The following is a 22863-nucleotide window of genomic DNA, read 5'->3' as shown; positions in this document are numbered from 1 at the left end:
TTCAGTCTCGTCGCGGGAGTTTTCTCGGCTGTGCGAGTGTGATCGTTTTCCGGATCTCCTCATCGCACCGGTGTACTGCTTGTTCCTACCTCGGCCTGAGACCAGGCCGTGTAGTGCGCAGTACTGTCAAGGAGGACAGATGAATCGTGAGGATCCATTCACGCTGGCCATGCCCGGAATCAGCAGGCGGGGCGTTTTACGTTTGTCAGGTGCTGCGGCCGCACTGGCGGCCATCGGCTCTGTCATGCGGCCTCAAAGCGCGTGGGCCGGCGACACCTATGATGCTATGCGGGCAACGTGGGTCGCTAACCTGACGGGAAACGGATTCAACCCTGCTGCGGCCCCGTTTTCCACAGCGCTGGCAACGCTGGGCAGCGACGCGGCAGCCTATCGCAACTCCATGACCGCCGGCGGAGCAGCTCTGTGGCCTGATCTGCCCGTTGGTTCGGTCTCTGCCAACGTCACGGCCTGCTATAAGCGGCTGCGAACCATGGCGCTTGCCTACGGTCAACAGGGCAGTGGAATAACTGGCGACCCCTCATTGGCAGCAAGCATCGCAGCCGGGCTGGATTGGATGCACACAAACGCGTACTCACCGACCACCGCCACCTTCAACAACTGGTGGGATTGGCAAATCGGGGCACCATCTAACATGCTGGACACGGTCCTGCTGATGTACGGACAACTGACAGGGGCCCAGATCGCGAACTACTGCGCCGCAATTGATCACTTCGTCCCGGCAGCGGTGGTGTCGAGTTACACCGGAAACAGTACCGGGGCGAATCGTGCGGATCTCTGCAAGGTACTGGCGCTGCGAGGAGTACTTGCCAAGGACCCCACCCCTATCGCGGTCGCGCAGGCCGGACTTTCACCAATCTTCCCGTACGTGCTCGCCGGCGATGGACTTTACGCCGATGGAAGCTTCGTGCAGCACACGTGGATTCCGTACACCGGAACCTACGGTGAAGTGCTGCTCAACAACCTCAGCAGGCTGACAGCGCTGCTGGCGGGTACACCATGGATGATCACTGACCCCCAGGCACAAAACTTCTACGACTCGGTTACTGACGCGTACGCACCCTTCATATTTAACGGTCTGGTCATGGACGGCGTGTGCGGACGTGGAAGCAGCAGGGGCCTTCGAGCCAACGGTTTGGGCCGCTCCAGCGACCACGCACGAGGCCATCTCCTCGTTTCCCACATCCTGCGGCTGGCACACACCGGAGCAGTGCCCGCGGCGCAGGCGGCGGCGTGGAAAGCCATGGTCAAAGGGTGGCTGGAGCGCGAATATTATGAGCCGTTGCTGAACGACACTAACCTGGAAATTCCCGAGCTGGCACGTGCACAGGCGCTCTTGAGCGACTCAAGCATCACGGCTTCGGCTGAACCCGTCGAACACCGACTATTCGGTATGGACCGCGCCGTGCACCGTCGCGCCACGTGGGCGGCAGCCATCAGCATGTGCTCAACAAGGACCGGTTTCTATGAATATGGCAACGGCGAGAATCTACGCGGCTGGCATACCAACAGCGGCATGCTCTATTGGTGGGGCGATAATCACAGTAATGGGCAGTTCTCCGATGAATTTTGGCCTACCGTCGACCCATATTCCCTCCCCGGAACGACCGTCTCCACGAAGGCACTAGCAGATGGTGCAGGTCAGGCGTGGGGCAAGGACCGTCCGAACGCGGCGTGGGCAGGTGGGACAACCGATGGGTCGTTCGCCGTCCTCGGTCAGGACGTCCGCGGCCTTCAGTCGACTCTTGCCGGGAAAAAGTCGTGGTTCTGCCTGGACGATTCGATTTTCTGCCTAGGGGCTGGAATCACGGGCAGCGACGGTGCAGGCGTCCGCACCACGATCGATAACAGAAATATGGGTGCTACGAACACCTTCACCTTTTCGGTCAACGGCACAACACAACCGACGAACCTCGGCTGGGTCGACACGTTTACTGACCCGCAATACATGACGGCCAGTGGCGTGGGTTCTTGGGTTTTCCCACAGGGCGGTTCGGTCACAGCAAAGCGGACTGCCCGCAGCGGCAAATGGTCCGACATCAACACCGGCGGCGCCACCACGCCGCTCACCCGCAATTACGTGACAATGTCCTTCGAGCACGGCACCAACCCATCGGGAGCGAGTTATTGCTACCAACTCATGCCAGGGGCAACGGCGGCGCAGGCGGCGGCGCGTGCAACAACGCCAAACGTAACTGTACTGTCCAACACGGCGACAGTGCAGGCGATCAAGGTGCCGCTCCTTGGCCTGACGATGGCAAACTTCTTCGCCGCCGGCACGGCCGGACCGATCACAGTGGACAAACCCTGTTCGGTGCTGATCCGCGAGCAAAATGGAGCGATGGTGGTCCATATCTCCGATCCGACCCGGACCACCACAACAGTACAGGTCACGATTGCAAGCACCGCCTACACGAAGGTTGCTGGCGCGCCAATAGGCATCACCGCATTGACCGCCACGGGCAAAGTCGTATTGCTGGCAGAAGTTGGTGGAACGCTTGGTGCTAGCCGCACAATAAGCCTTTCCAGTACCGGGACAACGATCATTCCCACAACAGCCATTCAGCTGGCCCCCACGGCTACCGCCTACATCCGCGACGGGTCGTACGCGGGCACCAACTACGGCGGCCTCAGCACAATGGTTGTGAAGAACACCAACTCGACTGCCAGCGGTTACACCCGCCGATCCCTGACCAAATTTGACCTGACCGGAATCACAGGCACCGTACAGCGTGCTGTGCTCTGGGTACACGGCAACGTGCAGGACTCGGCTGGAGTTCAGACCACCCTCCAGGCATTCGCACAGGGCGCGGCCCCGTGGTCCGAGTCAACGGTCACCTGGAACAATGCGCCAGCACTCGGTGCCGCCCTCAGCAGCGGTCTCCTGGGCACCGCCAGGGACTGGGTTGCGCTCGATGTGACCAGCGCCGTTGCAGCAGCATCGGGAGCCGTTTCCCTCGCAGTCTATGAGCCGTTGGGGGCGGTGGGACTGGCGGCCGTGCTCGATACCAGACTCGGGATGCAGCCGCCTCAACTCCAGTTGATCACCAAATGACCTAGCTCCCGGGACCGGGCGGGATGTCAGGGTCCCTGTTGACTACGTTCGGCCGGGTGTGAAGCCCTGACTGCTTATCTGTCCAATAGGCATACCTCATCCTGATTTATGAGTAGCATCGGGGGTTTGTGGCTACTAATGGCATCGGCCGCGGCTAAATCCACTTCGGGGCAGCTGGCGTCGTTCCTTGGGTGAGTGGCCCGTCGGCATTGACGCCGTTGGAGCCGCGGCCGGTGGCCCATTCGACGACGGCGGGCAGGGTGCCGGTGATGAGCGTCGGGTCTGCGGCGGCAGTGTCGCCGAACGTCAACTCCGTGTCATCTACTGTGATGAGGAGTCCGGTGTCGGTACCGCGGGTTTTCCATGCGCCGGTGATGTCTTTGAGCAAACGTTCGAGGACCGGGGCGGGGATGTCGTTGAAGGTGGCTCCGTTGTCCAGGTCCACAGCGTGGGTCCAGACTTCGCGGGTGCGCATCCATACGGTTTCGGAGGCGGGGGCTGTTCTGCCTTGGGCGGTGCGGACCTCGTTTTCCCAGTTCAAGTCGGGCAGGTCGCGCCATTCCACGGACAGGTGCACCGCGGAATGGTCGAACAGGTTCCGCAGTGCAATCGGGGATAGGGTCGCGCCGAAATCGATCTCGTGGTTCCGTGCCTCGGCGGAGGGGTACATGGGCGTCTCCACCCCTGTGGCAGCCCACTCCACCAAGCGCGCGATCGCGCGGGCGTTGTATCCCACGTGCGCCACCACATGGCGGCGGGTCCAGTCCGGAAGGAGGGTGCCGCCGTCGAGTTCTGCATCGGAGAGTTCGTTCAGTTTGCGGGCGAAGAAGGCGGTGCCCCGCCGCGCCTGCAGGAGATCTTCCTGCAAGCGCGGATCGGTGGCGAGATCGTGGCGGGCGACCATCAGGCTTCCTTGACCACTCGGTTGTTTAGCTGGCCCAGGCCCTCGATGGTGGTGACCAGGAGCTGGCCTTCCTGCAGGTACCGCTTGGGGTCCTGGGCATGGCCCACTCCGCCGGGGGTGCCAGTGGCGATCACGTCGCCCGGGTTCAGGGTGATGATGGTGGAGATGTAGGAGACCAGGAATTCGGGGGTGAACACGAGGTCGCCGGTGGGGGTGGACTGCTGGATCTCGCCGTCCACGGCCGAGGTCATGAGTGGGCCGGCGGTGAACTCGTCCTTGGTGACCAGGGCCGGGCCGAACGGCGTGGAGTTCTCCCACGTTTTGCCCTGCAGCCACTGGATGGTGCGGAACTGGTAGTCGCGCATGGAGACGTCGTTCAAGACCGAGTACCCGGCAATGTGGTCCGCGGCGTCGGCCTCGGCGATGCGGCGGCCCTTCTTGCCAATGATCACGGCGAGTTCGGCTTCCCAGTCCACGGTGTCCGATTCCTGCGGCAGCGCCAGGTCATCGTTCGGGCCGATCAGCGATTCGGTGTACTTCGCAAACAAGGTGGGGTGCTCCGGGATTTCCCGGCCCATTTCCTTGATGTGGTTGCGGTAGTTGTGGCCGACGCAGATGATCTTCCCGGGTGCGGGCACGACGGCGGCGAGGTCGGCGCCGTCGAGCGCGTGCGTTGCGCCGCTGGCCGCCGCAGCAGTGGTTGCCCAAGCGGGATCCTGCAGCAGCGCGCCGACGTCGGCGAAGCCGGTGATCTCCGTGAGGGTGTCGCCGTCCTGGCGGACGGCCACGGTGCCTTTGCCGGCGGCGTTTTCGGTGCGGAGGGTGAGGAGTCTCATTTACTTGCGTCCTTCGGTGTAGCTGCGGTTGAAGTTCAGTCGTTCAAAGATGGGGGCGTCACTGAAGCGGAACAGATCAAACTCTGTTTCGGACTGCAAGGACCACTCCTGCCAGGAAGGGACCACGAAAAGGTCGCCCTTGGCCAGCTGCTTGGTCTCGCCGTTCAACACCACGGTGCCGGTGCCCTCAAAGACCTGCCAGACGCTGGATCCGACCTCGCGGAGCGGCTCGGTGGTGGCTCCGGCGCGGAGGCGGTGGAACTCGGCCCGGATGGTGGGCATGACGTCCCCGCCGGTGGTGGGGTTTGAGTACCGGATGGCGGCGTGGCCCTGGGACACCGTGGCCGGGTGGCCCTCGTCCTCCAGCAACAGCTGCTCACGCAGAGCGGCGTCGGTGTGTTCCCAGCGATAGGCAGCGATGGGGGAGTTGGTGGTGTCATCCAGCCCGGACAGGGGCCGGAGGCCGGGGTGGGCCCAGAGACGTTCGGAGCGGGAAAGGTCCGGTGTGGCTTCGTCGGTGACACGTTCGGTGCCGAACTCAAAGAACCCGGCATCGGCGTAGTGTACGAACGGTATGTCCAGGCCATCGATCCACGCCATGGGTTGATCGGTGTCATTGTGGTGGCCGTGGAAGTTCCAGCCCGGGGTGAGCAGGAAATCGCCGCGACGCATCGCCACCGGATCCCCGTTCACCACAGTCCACACACCCTCGCCCTCGACGACGAAACGGAACGCGTTCTGCGAATGGCGGTGCTCCGGAGCAACCTCATGGGCGCCCAGGTACTGGATCGCGGCCCACAACGTCGGCGTGGCATATGGGGTGCCGGCGAGGCCGGGGTTCGCCAGCGCTATGGCCCGCCGTTCTCCACCGCGGCCCACGGGAACCAGATCACCCGCACGTGCGGCCAGTGGATACAGGTCGTTCCACCGCCATACGTGGGGCACAGCCTTCGGCGTAGGAACCATCGGCATCAGATCGCCGATCTCCGTCCATAACGGAACCATGTTCCCGGCAGCGAAGTCCTTATACAACTGCTCCAACTGGGCAGCTTCCTCCGGTGTGGGCTCAGGCAAGGCGTGGCTGGCGGCCACTGATTCATGAGTCGTGTTCTCGGCGCTGATGGACACGGGGGCCTCCTCGATAGGGTCAGAACGGTGTTGGCGTAGTTCGACCCTACGGAGGGCCCGGGCGGGAATCAGAGAAGTTTCTGCTGTGCAGAATAACTAAGCGCGTTGCGGGGCCCGCTCTGCGGGGAATGGAGCTCGTTTTAGGCGCAGATCGGGCCTCGCAACGCGGGGGTGGTCGCGTTGTGGATCCTATTCGGCTCCGTCGGCCGGGTTAGCCGCGATGTCCACTTCAAGTTGTCGGCAGGTCTCGCGCAGGGCGGCGACCAATCCGGCGTCGAACACTTTACGGAACCGGGTGGCAGGCGTGGCGACGCTGAGCGCGCCAACCACGTGCCCATGCCGGTTGTGGAGTGCCATCCCGAGTGCGCTAACGCCTTCCTCCGTGCCCTCGAAGTTGGCCGCGAATCCGTTGCCGCGGATAGTGTCCAGCTCCCGCAGAAACGCCGGATACTCGGCGTCGGGAATGGTGTCGCCGCCGATTTCGGCATTCTGGCTTCGGAACAGTTGCTCGATCATGCCAGGTTCCAGTTCTGCCAGCATCACCTTGCCACCTGATGTTCTGTTGGCAGGCATCACGGTTCCTTGCCGGTCACCGATGCGCAGGACGTTGCTGCCTTCCACGGTAGCGAGGAACCTCACTTTCGTGCCCACGCGCACCATCAAGTTAACTGTCTCATCGAGCCGCGAAGACAAGAGCTCCATGTGAGGCTGTGCCAGGTCCCTCAGGAGCCGGGTCCAGCTCAGTCCTGCCGGGCCCACGCCCATGGCCGGCCCGGGGACGTACCGGCGGTTTTCGTCCTGGACGGCGAAGCCGCGATACACGAGCATTGCCAGAAGCCTGTGGGCAGTAGAAGGTGCAACACCCAGCTCGGCTGCTGCGTCCTTGAGTCGAAGGGCACCGCCGTCGCGAAGAAGCTGGAGGAGCTGTAAAGCATTGTCCACAGCCTCGATGGAGTACGTGGGCCGTTTCTGGACAGGTTTCCGGTTCTGGGCCGGCATCCCGCGCTGCTTCGAGGCTGAGTTGTTCTGCACAACAGAATTCTATGGCCTTGTTTGCCTGACCCATCCGAAAGTGGTGGGATGAATCACTCACTTCCCGCTGCAGCGTCGCAAGAGGCATCCTCCAGAATCGTCGCCGCTGCTGTTCCCAGCACTGAGGCCGGTCCGCGGTTTTCCAAAGGCTCGGCACTAGCCGTCCTGGTGTGCTGGCTTCTGGTGGTTTTCGACGGCTACGACCTCATTGTCTACGGCACCGTCCAGGCCTCCCTGATCTCCGAGACCGGCTGGGGCCTGACCAAAGCCACCGCCGGGACCATTGGGTCCATGGCATTCCTCGGCATGATGATCGGAGCGATCTTTGCAGGCCGGATGGCCGACTCCTGGGGACGGCGCAAGACAATCCTCGGGTGCGCGATCGTCTTTTCGATCTTCACCATCCTGTGTGCGTTTGCTCCCAATGCGGCGGTCTTTGGTGCCCTTCGCCTCCTGGCCGGCGTCGGGCTTGGCGGGCTGGTGCCGTCGGCCAATGCCTTGGTGGCGGAGTTGGTCCCCACAAAATGGCGCTCCACCATCGCCACGCTCATGATGTCCGGCGTCCCGATCGGCGGCTCTCTGGCCGCGCTGGTGGGAATTCCCCTGATCCCCGCTTTCGGGTGGGAGGTGATGTTCCTGGTGGCTGTCCTGGCGCTGGTGATCGTGGTGCCGCTGGGCTTGAAGTACATCCCGGAGACGCTGACGCCGGGCTCGATGAAGCGTACTAAGTCCAAGAACTCCTCTGGTTTCGGTACTCTGCTCCGCGCCCCTTACCTGGGTGTCAGCATGCTCTTTGCCCTCGCCACCATCGCCACCTTGTTCGCCTGGTATGGTTTGGGCACGTGGCTGCCCAATCTGATGCAGTTGGCGGGCTACAACCTGGGATCGGCTCTCACCTTTGCGCTGGCACTGAACCTCGGTGCCGTTGCCGGATCGGTCATCACGGCATGGGCGGGCACACGCTTCGGGCCGATTCCGACGGCCATAACGGCAGCCGCCGTCGCCGCCGTCGGACTGGCCGTTCTCCTGGCCAGCCCGCCCGTTAGCGTCGTCTATGCCGCACTGGTGCTTGCCGGCGTCGGAACCCATGGCACCCAGTGCCTCATCATCGCCGCGGTGGCCAGCCACTATCCCGACTACCTGCGGGGGACAGCGCTTGGCTGGGCGTTGGGCACAGGCCGGATCGGGGCTGTCATCGCACCCCAAGTGGGTGGCCTCCTTCTGGCAGCCGGAATGGGCGTCAACTCAAACTTCCTCGCGTTTGCCGGAGCCGCAGCGATTGCCGCGGTCCTCCTGGCCGGCATCGGACTCAAAATCAAACTCACCATCTCCCAAGGAGCACACAATGTCTGAGTACCTCAATTCCACTGACGTCCTGGTTGTGGGAGGAGGCATGGCCGGCCTTGCAGGCGCCCTGGCCCTCCGCGAAAACGGCGCCAACGTCACGCTGGTAGAGCGGGCGCCCGAGTTCGGCGAGGTAGGCGCCGGCCTGCAAATGGCACCGAATGCATCCCGTGTCCTAAAGCGCTGGGGCTTGCTGGAGAAGGCACTGGAAATCGGTGTCCAGCCCAAGCACTTGGTGTTCCGGGATGCTGTTACCGGAGAAGAGCTGACGAGGCAGTCGCTTCAGGGGGAGTTCAAGGACCGGTACGGCGCACCGTACGTGGTGATCCACCGCAGCGATCTGCACCGGGTTCTCCTTGAAGGCTGTGAAGCTGCCGGGGTGAAGCTCATCAACGATGTCATGGTGAACGGCGTGGAAACGGTGAACGGCAGGGGAGTAGTGCACACCGAGTCGGGTGTGGACTATGAAGCCGATGTGGTGATCGCTGCCGACGGATTGAAGTCCACGCTGCGCCCGCTGGTGGCCTCGGATGAACCCGTTTCCTCCGCTTACGTGGCATACAGGGGAACCGTGCCCATTACGTCGGAAACCCCTGCTGCGGACCTCGAAGACGTCGTGGTTTATCTCGGCCCGGACTGTCACCTGGTGCAGTACCCCCTGCGCAAGGGGGAGCTGCTGAACACTGTGGCCGTTTTCAAATCGCCGTCCTTCGAGCGCGGTGAAGAACAATACGGCGGAGTGGACGAGCTGCAGGCCGCCTACCAGGACTGTGTTCCGGCGGTGCAGGCGGCTCTTGCGAACCTCGGCACGGGCATCCGCTGGCCCATGTACGATCGCGACCCCATTGAAAACTGGGTCGCCGGCCGTATGGTTCTGATGGGCGACGCCGCCCACCCCATGCTCCAGTACCTTGCCCAAGGTGCCTGCCAGGCCCTCGAAGACGCCGCCGTGCTGCAAGACGTCACCGCAGGCACCGTCTTCACCGCTGACGGCGTCAACCCGGCCGCGTGGGATGAAGCGCTTGCCGCGTTCAATTCCGCCCGCGCCACCAGGACAGCCCGGGTCCAGCGCACCGCCCGCGTCTGGGGCGAGTCCTGGCACGTTTCCGGCCTCGCGCGGACACTGCGCAACTTGCTGTTCAAGAGCCGCAAGGACAACGACTTCCAGTACAACGATTGGCTGTATGAGGCGGCGGGCCAAGGCGTGCCTGCACTGGAGGCGGCCTTGGTAACCAGCAAGCAGCCTGCCTGATGTTGGGCGTTTGTTGAGGGGGCCAGCCGGACCTGGTTCCCTAAAACAGGGGCCAGGGCACGGCCGGCATCTCCCCGCTCGGAGCCGGAAAGCGCCCTGCCGCGCGCAACCGCTCGCACCGAGTGGTGAGCGATGCGATTTCTTCGGCGCTGAGCAAGTCGGCCAGGTCCCGGCCGAGCCCACCTTGCAGTCCTTCGGTCACACGATCGATGCCTTCGAGTTCCTCGTCCGTAAGAGCATCGCCCAGCCAGCCCCACAGCACCGTGCGCAGCTTGTGGTCCTGGTGGAAGGTCAGTCCATGGTCCACGCCGTGCCGGACGCCGTCCGTCATGGCGAGGATGTGGTCGCCTTTCCGGTCGGCGTTGTTGACCACCGCATCGAACACAGCCATTCGCCTGAGCGCGGCCGAGTCTTCGTGAACGAGGGAAACCATCCGTCCGTTCTCATCCTGTCCTTCGAGGACGTGTTTCCATCCCGTCTCCGGTACGTGCTCCGTCGCGAGCAGGTTCACTGCGCGCTGGGTGGGGTCTTGCTCCTGCCAGAGCTGCACCATTCCAGCACCCAGGGGACCATCGCGTAGCCAGGTGCGTGGCACGATGTCCCAGTCGAAAACCTGCGAGACCAGGTAGGCGGCTACTTCGCGGTGAGCCAGGCATCCGTGCGGAAAATCCCATAGCGGGCTTTCGCCTGCTATGGGCTTGTAGACGACGTCGACGTCGGCGATGCTGCCCAGGAAGGTAGCGTTCGACGCCGTCGTAATGCGGCCGGTGAGTGTCAGCTCGGCGGTCATGAGCTCCGGCGCGGGCATCAGGCCTCGGGAAGGGCGCAGACGTGCCCGTCGGCGTCCATGGGGAGACCGCACAGCGGGCACGCGGGTCGTCCGGCCCCGACGATCTCCCGGGTGCGTTTGGCGAAAGCGCGGGCGGTGCCTACGGGCATGCGCACCAGCAACATTTCGGCCGCGTTGGAGCCGTCCTCATCACGTGGTTCGTCGTCGTCATCGAGGTCAGCGATGGGGTACGCCTCGATGACAACCTGCGCAGTGGTTGGATCCCAGCCCAAGCTCATGGCGCCTGTGCGGAACTGTTCTTCAACGGCTTCCAGAGGGTCATTGTCTACAAGTTCAGGGGGAGTACTTGTGGGAACGCTGAACGGGTTGCCTTGGACGGTGATGAGCTGATCGAGGATTTCGTCGATCTTATCCGCGAGCAGAGCCGACTGCTGCTTCTCCAAAGCAACACTCACCATTTGCTTTCCCGTACGCACCTGCAGGTAGAAGGTCCGCGACCCGGGAAGGCCGATGGTGCCAACAACGACCCGATCAGGCCAGGCAAACTCGTGAACAAGTGTAGGCATGTCTGTATTTTAGGCACATAAGGTTCACAGAGCGTTGTGCCCCACACCGCCGCCCACTGGCGCATCCCCGGCGGGGACAATATTTGTAAGCCATGACAGATCACCCGCGTCTGTGTTGGTCGCGTATACGCTCGGCCGGCTAGGGCCGTAGCGCACGATCGAAACAGAGGCAGGGCCCACGTTGATTCGCTGAAACAGGTCAAGGTGCATGCCGAGCGCGTCGGCGAGGATCGACTTGATAACGTCGCCATGACTTACGGCAACCCATACGGCACCTGGCCCGTGCTCGGCTTCGAAGGCCGCATCGTGACGTCGAATCGCTGCCACGGAACGAGCCTGCATTGCCGCCATGGATTCACCACCGGGAAACACGACGGCGGCTGGTTGCGATTGCACAACCGGCCACAAAGTCTCGGTGGCCAGGTCGCTGAGGGAGCGGCCCTGCCATTGGCCATAATCGCACTCGGTGAGATCCGGGTCGACCGGAGCGTACGGCGTGCCGGCCTGGCGGTCGATGATGAGCCGGGCCGTCTGTTGGCAGCGCTCAAGGGGGCTCGATACGACCGCGACTACCGGGACGGCCGCGAGCCGGTCAGCTGTCTGAGCCGCCTGTTCGCGGCCCACCTGGTCCAGGTCGACACCAAGGGCCCGCCCGGCCAGCAGTCCAGTTGCATTGGCCGTGGTGCGGCCGTGCCGCACAAGAATAACTGTTGCCATTGACCAAGCCTAACCACCGGATGCTTGGGGACAGAGCTGGTGAAGCGGCGAAGCAGCTGGTGGGCAGGTCCACCGATGGGGTTTTGCCAGTTACCCATGGAGGTCGCGGAACGGCGCCAACGGCCCTTCGACACGGACAGGAAGTCCACCGTCGCCCCTCAACATCGCGCGGAGTAACCTCCGTTGCTCCCAACGGAGAAGCAGGGACGCCCGGCCGGGCCGGAGCACCAAGTCTCCGTCCGGCGTCGAGTATCGCTTCTGCAGATCCGGCAGCTCCTCTTCCTGAAGAAGCGCAACCGTGCTGCCCGAAGCCTGGTCGACCAAGCGCACCAAAGAGGAAGGTCCCGTGAGGTCGGTTGCGACAAAGCGGTTCTCGCTGGCGGCAAGGATGGTCCTTTGTGCCGCGCGCGTCACTACCAGCGGCCTGGAGGGCCCGCCCAGCAGCTCGCTTAGTACGTCGGCTGCGGCGTCAGGGCGGCCTGTTCTCTGCGCCGCCGCCTGCATCTTCTGCAACCGGCCGGGATCGCGCAGTACCTGGTCGATCTTCCAGCCGATCGTTGCGGCGGTGTTGCAGCGTACGGCTGCCCCCTGCTCCATGAGGTAATCGCCGTTGCGTACTTCCTGACCAGGGATCGGGTTCACAAGGACCATGGGGAGACCCGCGGCCATGCATTCCGACGCCGACAGCCCGCCCGGTTTGCCCACGAACAGGTCCGCCCGCTGCAGCAGCTGCGGCATTTCCGCTGTGAAGCCAAGAACGCTGTAGCGGTCGCCGGCCGACGCCACGAGTGCCCCGATGCGCTGCCGCAGCGCATCATTGTGGCCGCACACCACTGTGGCCGTGAAGGCTGAGCGCATATGCAGTGTCTGCCGAACCACCGAGACAGCGTAGTCGCCACCGGTCGCACCCGCAGAGATGAGCAGCATGGGTGGCTTGTTGGAATCGCGTACGGGCCCCGGACTGAGCTGTTTCTTGATGGGGATCCCCGTGGCAGTCACACGGTCGGAAGGAAGACCAAGCGCCATCAGCTCCACCTTTCCTTCTTCCCGGGCCACAAAGATCTTGTGGAATGCCCCGGAGAGCCACAAGCCTTGAAAGTCGTAATCGGTGGTGACCACAGCTGTCTTCGCATCGATCAGGCCGCGGAGAAGCAGTGCGGCCAACAGCTGGGCCGGAAGGAAATGTGTGCACACAATCGCGGTGGGCCGGAACCGCTTGATCGCACCAACAACCGGACTGGCGTTGACCCGCGTCCAGGGGTCAATCGGGCCACGGCGACGGAACGGCGGGTTGCTGATGTCGTAGCCCCATTCGACGAGCCACGGCAGGCCTTCCACGAGGACGAAGTAGCCCCGGCTCAAGAGTGCGCGGTAGAGGACGCTGCTCACCTGCAGCACGTCCAGCACCTGCACCTCGGCGATGTCAGCGCGCGCGGCGCATGCTTGCTGCACCGCCGCCGCGGCGCTGTTATGCCCGGATCCCACGCCAGCGGTCAGGATTAGTACGCGCTGTCCGCTGGCGGTGCGTTTGTCTCGTGCAGACGTTGTGCGCATGAGGTGAGGCTAGCAGTCTGCATCCCCTTGATGACCCGGTGGCCGTGGCTTGATGTCGGTTCGACCTCAGGGAGGCGTTGGGTCTCCAAGTGGCGGTTTGCGCAGAATCCGGTGATGATAATACTCTCAGTCCTACTGAACCGGCATGGGCCACATAAGCCTCTTCCGGCCGAAGTGGTCGGATTCTTGTTCTCTGTCGTTGCGAGGAGCAGCTCATCGTCCGCTTCAGACCACTGGCCCGCATAGCCTCGGTTTTGACCACCCCGCTTGCGCCGGAGGATGTCCTGGCGCTTTTCAACCCTGTCTTTTCGTCCCGTCAGTTGCGCGGGGTGGTCACGGAGGTTGTCCATGAGACGGCCCAATCGGCCACTATTTTCTTTCGGCCCGGCCGCGGCTGGCATGCCCACCTGGCCGGTCAGTGGGCGCGGATAGGTGTAGAGCTCAACGGGGTTCGCCATTGGCGGTCCTATTCCCTGAGTTCACCGGCCGGCAAGGACCCGGCTATTACTGTCACTGACGTTGGATCCGTGTCAGGAACTCTGGTCCGCAAAACGAAGGTGGGTGATGTCCTCTTTTTGGCTCCACCCCAGGGCGACTTTGTCCTCCCTGAGCACCCCCGTTCACTCCTGATGCTCACGGCGGGAAGCGGCATCACGCCCGTCATGTCAATGATCCGGACGCTTGTCCCAAGCCGGCCCGATGCGAACGTTGTGCTGATCCACTCTTCCCGCGGGCAAGGCGACAGTATCTTCTGGGAGGAACTGGCTGAACTTGCTGATCAATTTCCTAACTTCCGGCTTGTCCAATGGCACACCGAAGGCCGTGGCCGCATGAACTTCACGTCCACGGCCGTGTTGGAGGAGGTTTGCCCGGACTGGCGGGCCAGGGCGGCGTATGCGTGCGGCCCCGAGTCCTTCCTAGATGACGCGGAAGCCATGTGGAACCAGGCGGCGCTGGCCGGTGCCGCTGCTTCCGCGAACGAATCCAAGGGTGTAAAAGAAGTGGGTTCGCTGACGATTGAGCGGTTCAGCACTGAACTCCGGGGAGGGGACGGAGGCGAAGGTGGCATAGTGACATTTGAGGCTTCCGACCGCGAGGTCCTTGCAGGCGGCAACGTTCCCATTCTCGACGTCGGGGAGGACGCAGGGTTGCTGATGCCCAGCGGATGTCGCATGGGCATTTGTCACAGCTGCCTCACCCCGCTGCTCGCCGGAAGGGTCCGCGATCTTCGTACCGGTGAGGTCCGCGGGGCACCTGGGGAACTCATCCAAACGTGCGTCTCGGCAGCTGCCGGACCCGTCAACCTCGGAATTTGAGGAGTACCACCGCATGTCAGTAGTTTCAGCCAAGAGCTCCGCCACCGCCGTCGGGCCCAAGACCCGGCCCGGTGCCCTTGCCGAGGCCGGCAGGCCGACAGTGCGGCCACCTGCGGCAGCCCACCTGAGCGACGAACAAGTAGCCCAGCTGGGCCGTGAGCTCGATGCCATCCGTGACGAAATCCTTGGCAAGCGCGGATCCAGCGACGCCGCCTACATCAGGCGCATGATTAAGGTTCAACGGGCGTTGGAAATCTCCGGTCGTGCCGCGCTGCTGGTGGGTAGGAACAAGGCAGCCTGGTTCACCGGCACAACGCTCCTCAGCGTGGCTAAAATTCTGGAGAATATGGAACTGGGCCACAACATCCTCCACGGGCAGTGGGATTGGATGAGAGACCCGGACATCCACTCCACCACGTGGGAATGGGACTTCGTTACCCCCTCGCGCTCGTGGCAGCACACTCATAACGATCTTCACCACCGCTGGACCAACGTGGTGGGCAAGGATCGCGACGTCGGGTACAACCTTCTGCGGATGGATCCCGATCAGGAATGGAAGCCTTTTAACCTAGGCAATCCCCTGTATAACGCCTTGCTCGCGCCCGTCTTCGAATGGGGCATAGCCATTTACGACTTGGAGATCCCCGAGTACAAAGAAGGCCTGAAATCCAAGGAGGCCATGAACAAGGACCTCAAAGCGCTGGGGCGAAAGGCGGTCAAACAGTTCGCCAAGGACTACGCCGCCACTCCTGCCTTGGCCATGCTTACAGGCTCCGGGAAGCAAGCCCTCTACGGCACGCTGACTGCCAACGCTATCCGTAATGTCTGGGCCCACGCTGTCATTTTCTGTGGCCACTTTCCCGAGGGAACCGACACGTTCACCGAGGAAATGGTGGAAGGTGAAACCCGCGGCGACTGGTACGTACGTCAGATGATCGGATCGGCCAACATCTCAGGGCCCCGGTTCATGCACCTGATGACCGGAAACCTGTCGCATCAAATCGAGCACCACCTCTTCCCGGATCTGCCGTCCAACCGTTACGCCGAGATCGCACCCAAGGTCCGTGAGATCTGCGGTCGCTACGGTCTGAAGTACACCACGGGGCCGCTGCTGAAACAGGTGGGATCTGCGTGGGCTAAAGTTTTCAAGCTCGCCCTGCCCACAAGGAGTTAGTGTCTGCGTAGCTTCGGTGTGCGCGGACGTGTGACGTGGTGTTCTGGTCAGTTGAAGGTGAGACCAAGCAGGGCGTTTTCGGTGACTTCGGGCAGCGCGGGGTGAATCCAGTATTGATGGGCGGCGAATTGACGTACGTCGAGGTCGAAGGCCAGGACAGTGATCATTTGCTGGATCAGGGTGGATGCTTGTGGGCCCATGTAGTGGGCGCCGAGGAGTTTGCCGGTGTCCTGATCGGCTATCAGCTTGCAGATGCCGGTTGTGTCTTCCAGGGCCCACCCAAAGGCCACGTCCCCGTAGTCCTGGACTTTGACGGTGACGTTATGGCCGTGTTCGCGGGCTTGGGATTCGGTCATGCCTACCGTGGCAATCTGGGGATGCGTGAAAACGGCGGCGGGGACATGGCGGTGAGGCATTTCCTGAAGCTTGTCCGGGTTCAACAGATTGTGGCGGACGGCGCGCATCTCTGCGTTGGCTACATGCTTGAGCATGTAGGGCGAGGACACGTCGCCAAGAGCCCACACGCCGTCGGCGGAGCTCGACCGGCCGTACTCATCTACCTTGATGCGCCCGTCATTGGTCATGTCGATCCCGCCGGAAGGTAGGTCCAGCAGGTCTCCGTTGGGGGTGCGCCCGGCTGCTACCAGCAGTACCTCCCCGGTGGCGGTGGAGCCGTCGTCGAGCCTGACGGTAATACCATCATCGCTCTGATCGGCGCCAACGGTGGTCCTGCCGAACCGGACATCGAAGCGTTTGGCGGCCAGGGTGTTGAAACGATCGTGAAGGTCCTCATCGAGGTTCTTCAGGAGCGTGGAGCGGGCGATGATTGTGACGTCCGTGCCAAGGGCGTCGAAGACGTGGGCGAACTCCATGGCAATGTAGCCTCCGCCAATGATCACCAGGGATTTGGGCAGCTGCGGAATCCGCATGATGTCCTCATTGGTGTGGTACCGCACGCCGGAGTCGGCGATGGCCCCGGGAATAACGGGTCGGGAGCCGGCCGCGACGACGATCCGGTCGCCCGAGATGGTTCGCTGGTGGACCCCTTGGCCGGTTCGCAACGTACGATCACCAACGAAAACGGCGTGCTGGTCATAGACGTCGATGTTTGGGGTCTGCGGTCCGCGGCGATACTCTTCACCGGCAGCGGAGATGGCATCGATCCGGTTCCCGAAGATGCGGCTCACCATGCCTGGCCAGTCAACGGAGTTGACCTCAGCCTCCAAGCCCAGCCTTCCGGACTCCGCGGTCTGCAGTGCGACGTCGGCGGTGTGAACGTACATCTTCGTGGGGATGCAGCCTACGTTCAGGCAGGTCCCGCCGAAGGAAGCCTTCTCGATGATCGCGATCGATTGGTCCTCGAACCCGGGTCCGGGAATGGAATTCCCGGACCCGGTGCCGATGATCACCAGGTCGTAGTGCCGGTCTACGGCAGTCTTGCTGGCAGGGGTGTTCATAAGGGTTGTCCTCGCTCTTGGTTCTTCCAACCCTACTGAACTCCAACCTCACGGTTAGCGCAGCCTTGGCCGGTAGCTTCGCGAGTCCGCGAAGCTCGAACACCCCTGGCGGGTTAACCGGAACTGACTGGCGACCACATCTATGTTGGCCCCGACGCCCTATGCGATGGGCGCGGGTGGTTGTTCTCCGCTCAACACTGCCAGTGCGTTATCAGCGGCGAGCATGGCCATGGCTGTGCGTGTCTCCACGGTGGCTGAGCCGAGGTGTGGCACGAGCGCAACATTGTCCAGCCCAAGAAGTTCGGGGTGAACGCTTGGCTCTTTCTCGAAGACGTCGAGCCCGGCACCGGCAATTACACCCTCTCGGAGGGCTGTTGCCAGCGCATCTTCATTCACGATGGGTCCGCGCGCAGTGTTGATGAGGAATGCAGAATTCTTCATTGCAGCGAGTTGTTCGGCTCCGATCAGGTGATGAGTGGCGGGGCCGTAGGGGCAGTGCAGGGAGACGACGTCGGCAACGGCCAGCAGCTCGTCGAGATCGACGCGTCGGGCGTCCAGTTCGGCGGCGATTTGAGCATCGATTTCGCTGCGGGACTGGTAGACGATCTCCATGCCGAAGGCTTTGGCCCGGCGCGCGGTTGCTTGCCCGATGCCGCCCATGCCTACGATGCCGAGGGTCTTGCCTTGCAGGCTGGACCCGAGGAGGAAGAACATGCCCCACTTCCAAGCTTGGCCGGAGCGGATGAGTCGTTCGCCCTCGCCGAGTCGTCGGGTTGCCATGAGGATGAGACCGAACGCGATGTCGGCCGTGGCCTCGATGAGTACGCCTGGCGTGTTGGTGGCCACGACGCCTCGTTCGGTGCAGGCGGGCACGTCGATGTTGTCATAGCCGACGGCGACGTTCGCCACAACCTTGAGCTGCGGGCCGGCGGCGTCGAGCAGTTCTGCATCGACGCGCTCGGTGAGCAGGGACACTATGGCATCGGCTCCGGCTACGCGGCGCAGAAGTTCTTCGCGGGTGATGGTCTGGGGACCAGCCCAGGCATCGACGTCGTGTTCGGCGCGAAGCTTTTCAATGGCAGCGTCGGGGATGCGTCCCGTGACGACGACGCGGCTCATGCGGTCACGATCCAGTCGCGGAGGCGGCCTAGGCCGTCGCGGATGTCAGCGACGTCGATGCCTGAGTAGGCGAGCCGGATGTACTGCCGCTCTTCTCCGGGTTGGCGTCGGCCGAAGTGCTCACGGGTACAGAAGGAAACTCCGGTTTTGTAGAGGGCGTCGCTGGCAAAGTCGCCCACTGCCGTGTATTCCATCTTCTCCATGACGTCGGTGACGTCCGGGAACAGGTAGAACGTGGACTGCGGCACTGCGACGTGCATCCCGGGGACGGAGTTCACGAGCTCACAGGCAGCATCCCGGCGTTCACGCAGGACGTCCAACATCTGCTGGACGGGTTCCTGCGTGCCGCGGAGTGCTTCGATACCCGCCCACTGTACGTAGTGAGTGGTGCAGGATTCATCGTTGGTGTTGAGGGTGCTGAGTACTTTGGCGATCTCGAGAGGCGCGACGGCGCAGCCTAGGCGTGAACCTGTCATGGCGAACTTCTTGCTGAAGGTGTAGAGGATGACGGTGCGCTCGGCCATTTCCGGGATGGATGCGATCGAGCTGGAGACACCCTCGTAGCGGGTTTCGAAGTAGGCCTCGTCGGAGAGCACCCAGAGGTTGTGCTCTTGTGCGATGTGGGCGATGGCTTCGCGTTCGGCCGTGGTGGACTCTGCAGAGATGGGGTTCTGTAGATCGTTGTAGATGATCGCTACGGTGTTCGGGGTGATGGAGGCACGTACCTGATCGAGGTCAATCGAGAAGCCCTGGCTGGTGGGGAGGTAGCGGTACGGTACCGCCGTGCCGCCGAGGTATTCGATCTGAGACTCGTAGATCGGGAATCCAGGGTTGGGGTAGAGCACTTCCTGCCCGGGGTTCATGACTGCCTGCAGGAACTTGGTGATGACGGGTTTACCGCCGGTCATCACCACGACGTTGTCGGGGGAGAGGGTGATGCCGCGGCGTGAACCGAGGTCCTCGGCGAGGGCTTCGCGCAGTTGAGGGATGCCGGGGCCGGGGCAGTAGCCCGTGTAGCCGTCAGCGATGGCTTTGGTCATAGCTTCGATGATGTGCGGGGCGGTGGGGATGTTGATGTCGCCGAGGTGGAAGGGGAAAACCAGGTTTCCTTTGGCCTTCCAAGCCGCTGCCGCTTGGGCGACGCTAAAGGCGGTTTCGGTGCCAAGCCGGTCGAGTCGATGCGCGAGTTGCTGCATGCTGTGTACTCCTCGTTGAGTAAGGGTCTTTCGCAGACGCTAATACTTAACTAATATATCAGAAACGTTTGATGTAACTTAGGCATACCGGACCCTTCAGCCACTTCTGCCCTACAGTGGATGTATGGCAGCCAGCCGCAATCCGCTTGATGACCTGCGTGAGACCATTGGCCACTTGGCCAATCAGCTCAAGTTGTCCGGCTCGGAACGCGTGGACGATCTAATAGGTGATGTCACGGGCGCAAGGCCCGGGCCGGCCCGGCCACTTTCGGAGGTGCAGTCCGAACTGGACTCGCTGGTGGGCCTGGAGACCGTGAAGGAACAGGTGCGGGCCTTGGTCGCCTTGCTCCAAGTCCAGGCCCGCCGTAAGGCTCACGGCCTCCCGGAAGTTGCCACGTCTCAGCATTTGGTGTTTTTGGGAAACCCGGGGACGGGCAAGACCACCGTGGCCCGGCTCCTGGCCGAGATGTACCGCGCGGTGGGTTTATTGCAAAAAGGGCATTTGGTTGAGGTGGATCGCTCGGGCCTGGTGGGGCAGTATGTTGGGGCGACTGCCATCAAGACGGACCGCGTGATCCGACGAGCGCTCGATGGTGTCTTATTCATCGACGAGGCCTACGCGCTGGCACCGGAAGATGGCCGAATGGACTTCGGCCCCGAGGCAATCGAGGTCTTGCTCAAGCGAATGGAGGATCACCGCCATCGGCTTGTGGTGATTGTGGCCGGCTACCCGCGCCTGATGGAAGCTTTTCTGCTCTCCAACCCCGGACTCCGTTCACGTTTCGCCCGGGAGATCACGTTCCCCAACTACTCCGTTGATGAGTTGCAGACCATATTCCACCGTATGCTGGCCCAGCACGAGTACATTTTGGAACCCGGTGCGGACCAGATGCTGCGTCGAATCCTTGCCGGGCTCCATGCCGGGGAGGACTCCGGTAACGCACGCTTTGCCCGCACGTTGTTCGAGCAGGCACTCAACCGACAGGCCCTGCGGCTCTCGCTTGATGAGGCTCAAAGTCTGGATGCACTCGATCGGGAGGCCGTCATGACCCTCACCGGAGTAGACCTCGTCGAGGCAGCGCTGGCTTTGGGTGAAGAACCGGAACCAGAGCCGACGCCGGAACCGGAGCGGTCGCGCTGGTGGAGCTGGCTGGTCTGAGTGTTTTCGGGCGGTCGGTCCGCGTAATATCCGGCTGCAGCTGCGGCGTCCAGGCTCACCTATACCGGACGCCGCAACAGTTCTAGGAGACCGGATCCTCGTGGTTTTTCGCGGGCTTGTGTCCGGCGATCGCGGAACGGACGTCGCCTTCTTCGTGCCCCTCCTCCTTCTTGCCGAACGGCAGCACCTTCAGCAGCGGATGCAGGATGAGCATGATGACGAGGCCCCAGATGGCTCCCAGAATGGCAGAGCACAGCGTGTTCACCAGCCAGGCGAGGAAGCCGCCCACTACAGGGATCCCGGCGAAGGGTGACTCAAGTACATGAACCAAGTCGTAGGGAGCGTGCCAGCCGAGATCGTAGGCGCCCTGCAACATGATGTGACCGCCAACCCACAGCATGGCGATGGTCCCGATGAGCGTGATGGCACCCAGGACGGCCGGCATGCCCTTGACGAGCAGGCGGCCGAAGCGCTGGGAACCCGCGGAGTCCTTGGTGGTCAGGTGCAGGCCGATGTCGTCCATTTTGACGATGAGCCCTACCGCACCGTAAACGAGGACGGTGATGATTACTGCTACGACCACCAGGATGAAAGCCCTGACCCACAATGACTCAGCTGCTACCTCATTCATGGCGATGACCATGATCTCGCAGGACAGGATGAAGTCCGTGGTGATGGCGCCCTTGGTCACCTTGGCCTCGGCCTCGGGTCCGCGTTGAACGGCCGGCGCTTTCTCATGCTCGGAGTGGCCACGAAGTTTGTGCCAGACCTTCTCGGCGCCCTCGTAGCAGAGGTAAGTGCCGCCCAACATGAGGATGAACGGAATAACTCCCGGAATGAAGGCGCTGATCAGCAGCAACGCCGGGAGGATGATCACCAGCTTGTTCCGCAGTGAACCCCAGAAGATCCGCTTGATCATGGGCAGTTCGCGGGATGGGTCCGCCCCGGACACGTACTGCGGAGTCACGGCGGCGTCGTCAATGACCACGCCGGCGGCTTTGGCCCCTGCTTTGGCTGCCCCTGCGGCGATGTCGTCGACGGATGCAGCCGCAATGCGGGCCAAGGCGGCAACATCGTCCAGAAGCGCTACCAGACCGCCGCTCATAGAACCGCCCCGTCCTGCTGAGGGGTGGACAAGAGAGTATGGCAACCTAAGGAAAAACGCGTAATGGGCATGATCGGATTATATGTTGCGGTGACAAAGAGCAGATGGCCAAAACGCGCGCAAAGGGACAATGTCAGTCCTAGGTGCGGAAGGCCACACTGACGGTGCGGTTCCGGGGACGGTTCCGGGCCGGGACCCTGGTCACGCCGTTTCGCCTTTCACCCACGGTGTTCTCGATGCTGCCGATTCCCTCCACAGCCATCCGCACAACGTCGCCGGTCTTCAGAGGTGGGGGTGTCTTGGACCCGTTCCGTCCCCAGAGTTCAGCGAGGCAGCCGCTGCCGCAGGTTCCGGAGCCGAGGACGTCCCCCGGTCGCACTACCGAGTCCTGGGACGCGTAGGCAACCAGCTCAGCGAACGGCCAACCCATGTTGGACAGCAGATCCTGGCCTATGGGCTGCCCGTTGACTTCCACAGCCATGGAGATGGGGAGAAAGCCCTCATCGTCATGCAGGTGTTCGAACTCATCAGCCGTCACGATCCAGGGGCCCACAGTATTTGCGAAATCTTTGCCCTTGCAGGGACCCAGGCTGACTTTCATTTCGCGGCGCTGAAGGTCCCTGGCGGACCAGTCATTGAGCACGGTGTAGCCAAAGATGTGCCGGTGGGCATCTGCCGCTGACAGGTTACTGCCGTCGCTGCCCGGTACATGCCCGACGACGGCGGCTACCTCGGTCTCGAAGTCCAGGTCGGTGCAACCCGCCGGAATACTGATCACATCGCCTGTGCCTGTCACCGTGTGGGGGTTGGTGAAGTAGAACGTGGGTGCCTCGTACCATTCCGCAACAACGCCGGCCACGCCGTCGATGCTCTTCCTCACACCTTCCACATGCTCTTCAAAGGCCACGAAGTCCCTGATGGTGGCAGGTACCAGCGGCGCCAGCAACTCTACGTCCGCAAGGGCAACCGAAGGTGCGCCGCGAAGCGTTTCCGCGGCGATCTCCAGCGTTCTTGCCAAACCGGCACTCAACAAGTGGTTAACGGTTTGTCCCTCCGGCAACCCGAAGCAACTGCCGTCATCCACGAACCCGGAGTATGTACCGCCATCGTGATTCCAGCGGGCGATCTTGACCATGTGTTT

The 22863-nt window shown here is 62.7% G+C and carries 19 protein-coding genes; 6 read left to right on the top strand and 13 right to left on the bottom strand.

What is annotated here, in order from left to right; translation table 11 throughout:
- Positions 1-139 precede the first annotated feature (139 nt).
- Positions 140-3073, top strand: coding sequence for a polysaccharide lyase family 8 super-sandwich domain-containing protein (locus tag EU811_RS16280; protein ID WP_142939372.1), 2934 nt, complete (start codon positions 140-142; stop codon positions 3071-3073).
- Between the two features lie 154 nt (positions 3074-3227).
- On the opposite strand, the gene EU811_RS16275 is transcribed toward EU811_RS16280, so the two are convergent.
- The 4 genes from EU811_RS16275 to EU811_RS16260 all read right to left on the bottom strand — a co-directional run bounded on the left by EU811_RS16275 (position 3228) and on the right by EU811_RS16260 (position 6940).
- Positions 3228-3977, bottom strand: a complete 750-nt coding sequence (locus EU811_RS16275) for a maleylpyruvate isomerase family mycothiol-dependent enzyme (RefSeq protein WP_142939371.1) — start codon at positions 3975-3977, stop codon at positions 3228-3230.
- Positions 3977-4813 carry a fumarylacetoacetate hydrolase family protein gene (locus tag EU811_RS16270; RefSeq protein WP_142939370.1) on the bottom strand — a complete coding sequence of 279 codons (837 nt, stop codon included), beginning with the start codon at positions 4811-4813 and terminating at the stop codon, positions 3977-3979. The genes EU811_RS16275 and EU811_RS16270 overlap by 1 nt, the downstream gene beginning before the upstream one ends.
- On the bottom strand, positions 4814-5941 hold the full coding sequence (locus tag EU811_RS16265) for a cupin domain-containing protein (RefSeq protein ID WP_142939369.1): 1128 nt from the start codon (positions 5939-5941) through the stop codon (positions 4814-4816).
- A gap of 189 nt (positions 5942-6130) precedes the next feature.
- Positions 6131-6940, bottom strand: a complete 810-nt coding sequence (locus EU811_RS16260) for an IclR family transcriptional regulator (RefSeq protein WP_142939455.1) — start codon at positions 6938-6940, stop codon at positions 6131-6133.
- An 81-nt stretch (positions 6941-7021) separates the two neighbouring features.
- On the opposite strand from EU811_RS16260, the gene EU811_RS16255 reads away from it, so the two are divergent.
- Both EU811_RS16255 and EU811_RS16250 read left to right on the top strand, forming a co-directional pair.
- Positions 7022-8326, top strand: a complete 1305-nt coding sequence (locus tag EU811_RS16255) for an MFS transporter (RefSeq protein ID WP_142939368.1) — start codon at positions 7022-7024, stop codon at positions 8324-8326.
- Positions 8319-9569 (top strand): FAD-dependent oxidoreductase, encoded by a 1251-nt coding sequence (locus tag EU811_RS16250; RefSeq protein WP_142939367.1) that lies wholly within the window; start codon positions 8319-8321, stop codon positions 9567-9569. The genes EU811_RS16255 and EU811_RS16250 overlap by 8 nt, the downstream gene beginning before the upstream one ends.
- Before the next feature lie 40 nt (positions 9570-9609).
- On the opposite strand, the gene EU811_RS16245 is transcribed toward EU811_RS16250, so the two are convergent.
- The 4 genes from EU811_RS16245 to EU811_RS16230 all read right to left on the bottom strand — a co-directional run bounded on the left by EU811_RS16245 (position 9610) and on the right by EU811_RS16230 (position 13196).
- The gene (locus EU811_RS16245; protein WP_142939366.1) at positions 9610-10377 is read right to left on the bottom strand and encodes an SCO1664 family protein; all 768 of its coding nucleotides are present in this window, start codon (positions 10375-10377) and stop codon (positions 9610-9612) included.
- Positions 10377-10925 carry a DUF3090 domain-containing protein gene (locus tag EU811_RS16240; RefSeq protein WP_142939365.1) on the bottom strand — a complete coding sequence of 183 codons (549 nt, stop codon included), beginning with the start codon at positions 10923-10925 and terminating at the stop codon, positions 10377-10379. The genes EU811_RS16245 and EU811_RS16240 overlap by 1 nt, the downstream gene beginning before the upstream one ends.
- A 24-nt stretch (positions 10926-10949) precedes the next feature.
- On the bottom strand, positions 10950-11642 hold the full coding sequence (locus EU811_RS16235) for a histidine phosphatase family protein (protein WP_142939364.1): 693 nt from the start codon (positions 11640-11642) through the stop codon (positions 10950-10952).
- A gap of 90 nt (positions 11643-11732) precedes the next feature.
- The gene (locus tag EU811_RS16230) at positions 11733-13196 is read right to left on the bottom strand and encodes an MGDG synthase family glycosyltransferase (protein ID WP_142939363.1); all 1464 of its coding nucleotides are present in this window, start codon (positions 13194-13196) and stop codon (positions 11733-11735) included.
- A gap of 215 nt (positions 13197-13411) precedes the next feature.
- Here EU811_RS16230 and EU811_RS16225 point away from each other — a divergent pair, with 215 nt between their 5' ends.
- Both EU811_RS16225 and EU811_RS16220 read left to right on the top strand, forming a co-directional pair.
- Positions 13412-14512 (top strand): ferredoxin reductase, encoded by a 1101-nt coding sequence (locus EU811_RS16225; protein ID WP_142939362.1) that lies wholly within the window; start codon positions 13412-13414, stop codon positions 14510-14512.
- A gap of 13 nt (positions 14513-14525) precedes the next feature.
- Positions 14526-15686, top strand: coding sequence for a fatty acid desaturase family protein (locus EU811_RS16220; protein ID WP_142939361.1), 1161 nt, complete (start codon positions 14526-14528; stop codon positions 15684-15686).
- Between the two features lie 47 nt (positions 15687-15733).
- Here EU811_RS16220 and mtr read toward each other — a convergent pair whose 3' ends face one another.
- The 3 genes from mtr to EU811_RS16205 all read right to left on the bottom strand — a co-directional run bounded on the left by mtr (position 15734) and on the right by EU811_RS16205 (position 19458).
- The gene (mtr, locus tag EU811_RS16215; protein ID WP_142939360.1) at positions 15734-17143 is read right to left on the bottom strand and encodes a mycothione reductase; all 1410 of its coding nucleotides are present in this window, start codon (positions 17141-17143) and stop codon (positions 15734-15736) included.
- A 159-nt stretch (positions 17144-17302) separates the two neighbouring features.
- Positions 17303-18262, bottom strand: a complete 960-nt coding sequence (locus EU811_RS16210; protein WP_142939359.1) for a 2-hydroxyacid dehydrogenase — start codon at positions 18260-18262, stop codon at positions 17303-17305.
- Positions 18259-19458, bottom strand: a complete 1200-nt coding sequence (locus EU811_RS16205; protein WP_142939358.1) for a pyridoxal phosphate-dependent aminotransferase — start codon at positions 19456-19458, stop codon at positions 18259-18261. The genes EU811_RS16210 and EU811_RS16205 overlap by 4 nt, the downstream gene beginning before the upstream one ends.
- 124 nt (positions 19459-19582) lie before the next feature.
- Between EU811_RS16205 and EU811_RS16200 the strand changes: the two genes are divergently transcribed.
- Entirely contained in the window at positions 19583-20617 is a 1035-nt protein-coding gene (locus tag EU811_RS16200; protein ID WP_142939357.1) for an AAA family ATPase, read from the top strand.
- A gap of 82 nt (positions 20618-20699) precedes the next feature.
- Here EU811_RS16200 and EU811_RS16195 read toward each other — a convergent pair whose 3' ends face one another.
- Positions 20700-21722: a DUF808 domain-containing protein gene (locus EU811_RS16195; RefSeq protein WP_142939356.1), complete on the bottom strand. Its 1023-nt coding sequence runs from the start codon at positions 21720-21722 to the stop codon at positions 20700-20702.
- Positions 21723-21861: 139 nt separating this feature from the next.
- Positions 21862-22857, bottom strand: coding sequence for a fumarylacetoacetate hydrolase family protein (locus EU811_RS16190; RefSeq protein ID WP_142939355.1), 996 nt, complete (start codon positions 22855-22857; stop codon positions 21862-21864).
- Positions 22858-22863 lie beyond the last annotated feature (6 nt).

The sequence above is a fragment of the Arthrobacter sp. TS-15 genome (assembly GCF_006964045.1).
Classification (GTDB): domain Bacteria; phylum Actinomycetota; class Actinomycetes; order Actinomycetales; family Micrococcaceae; genus Arthrobacter.
This window is presented reverse-complemented; position numbering and strand designations above follow the sequence as displayed.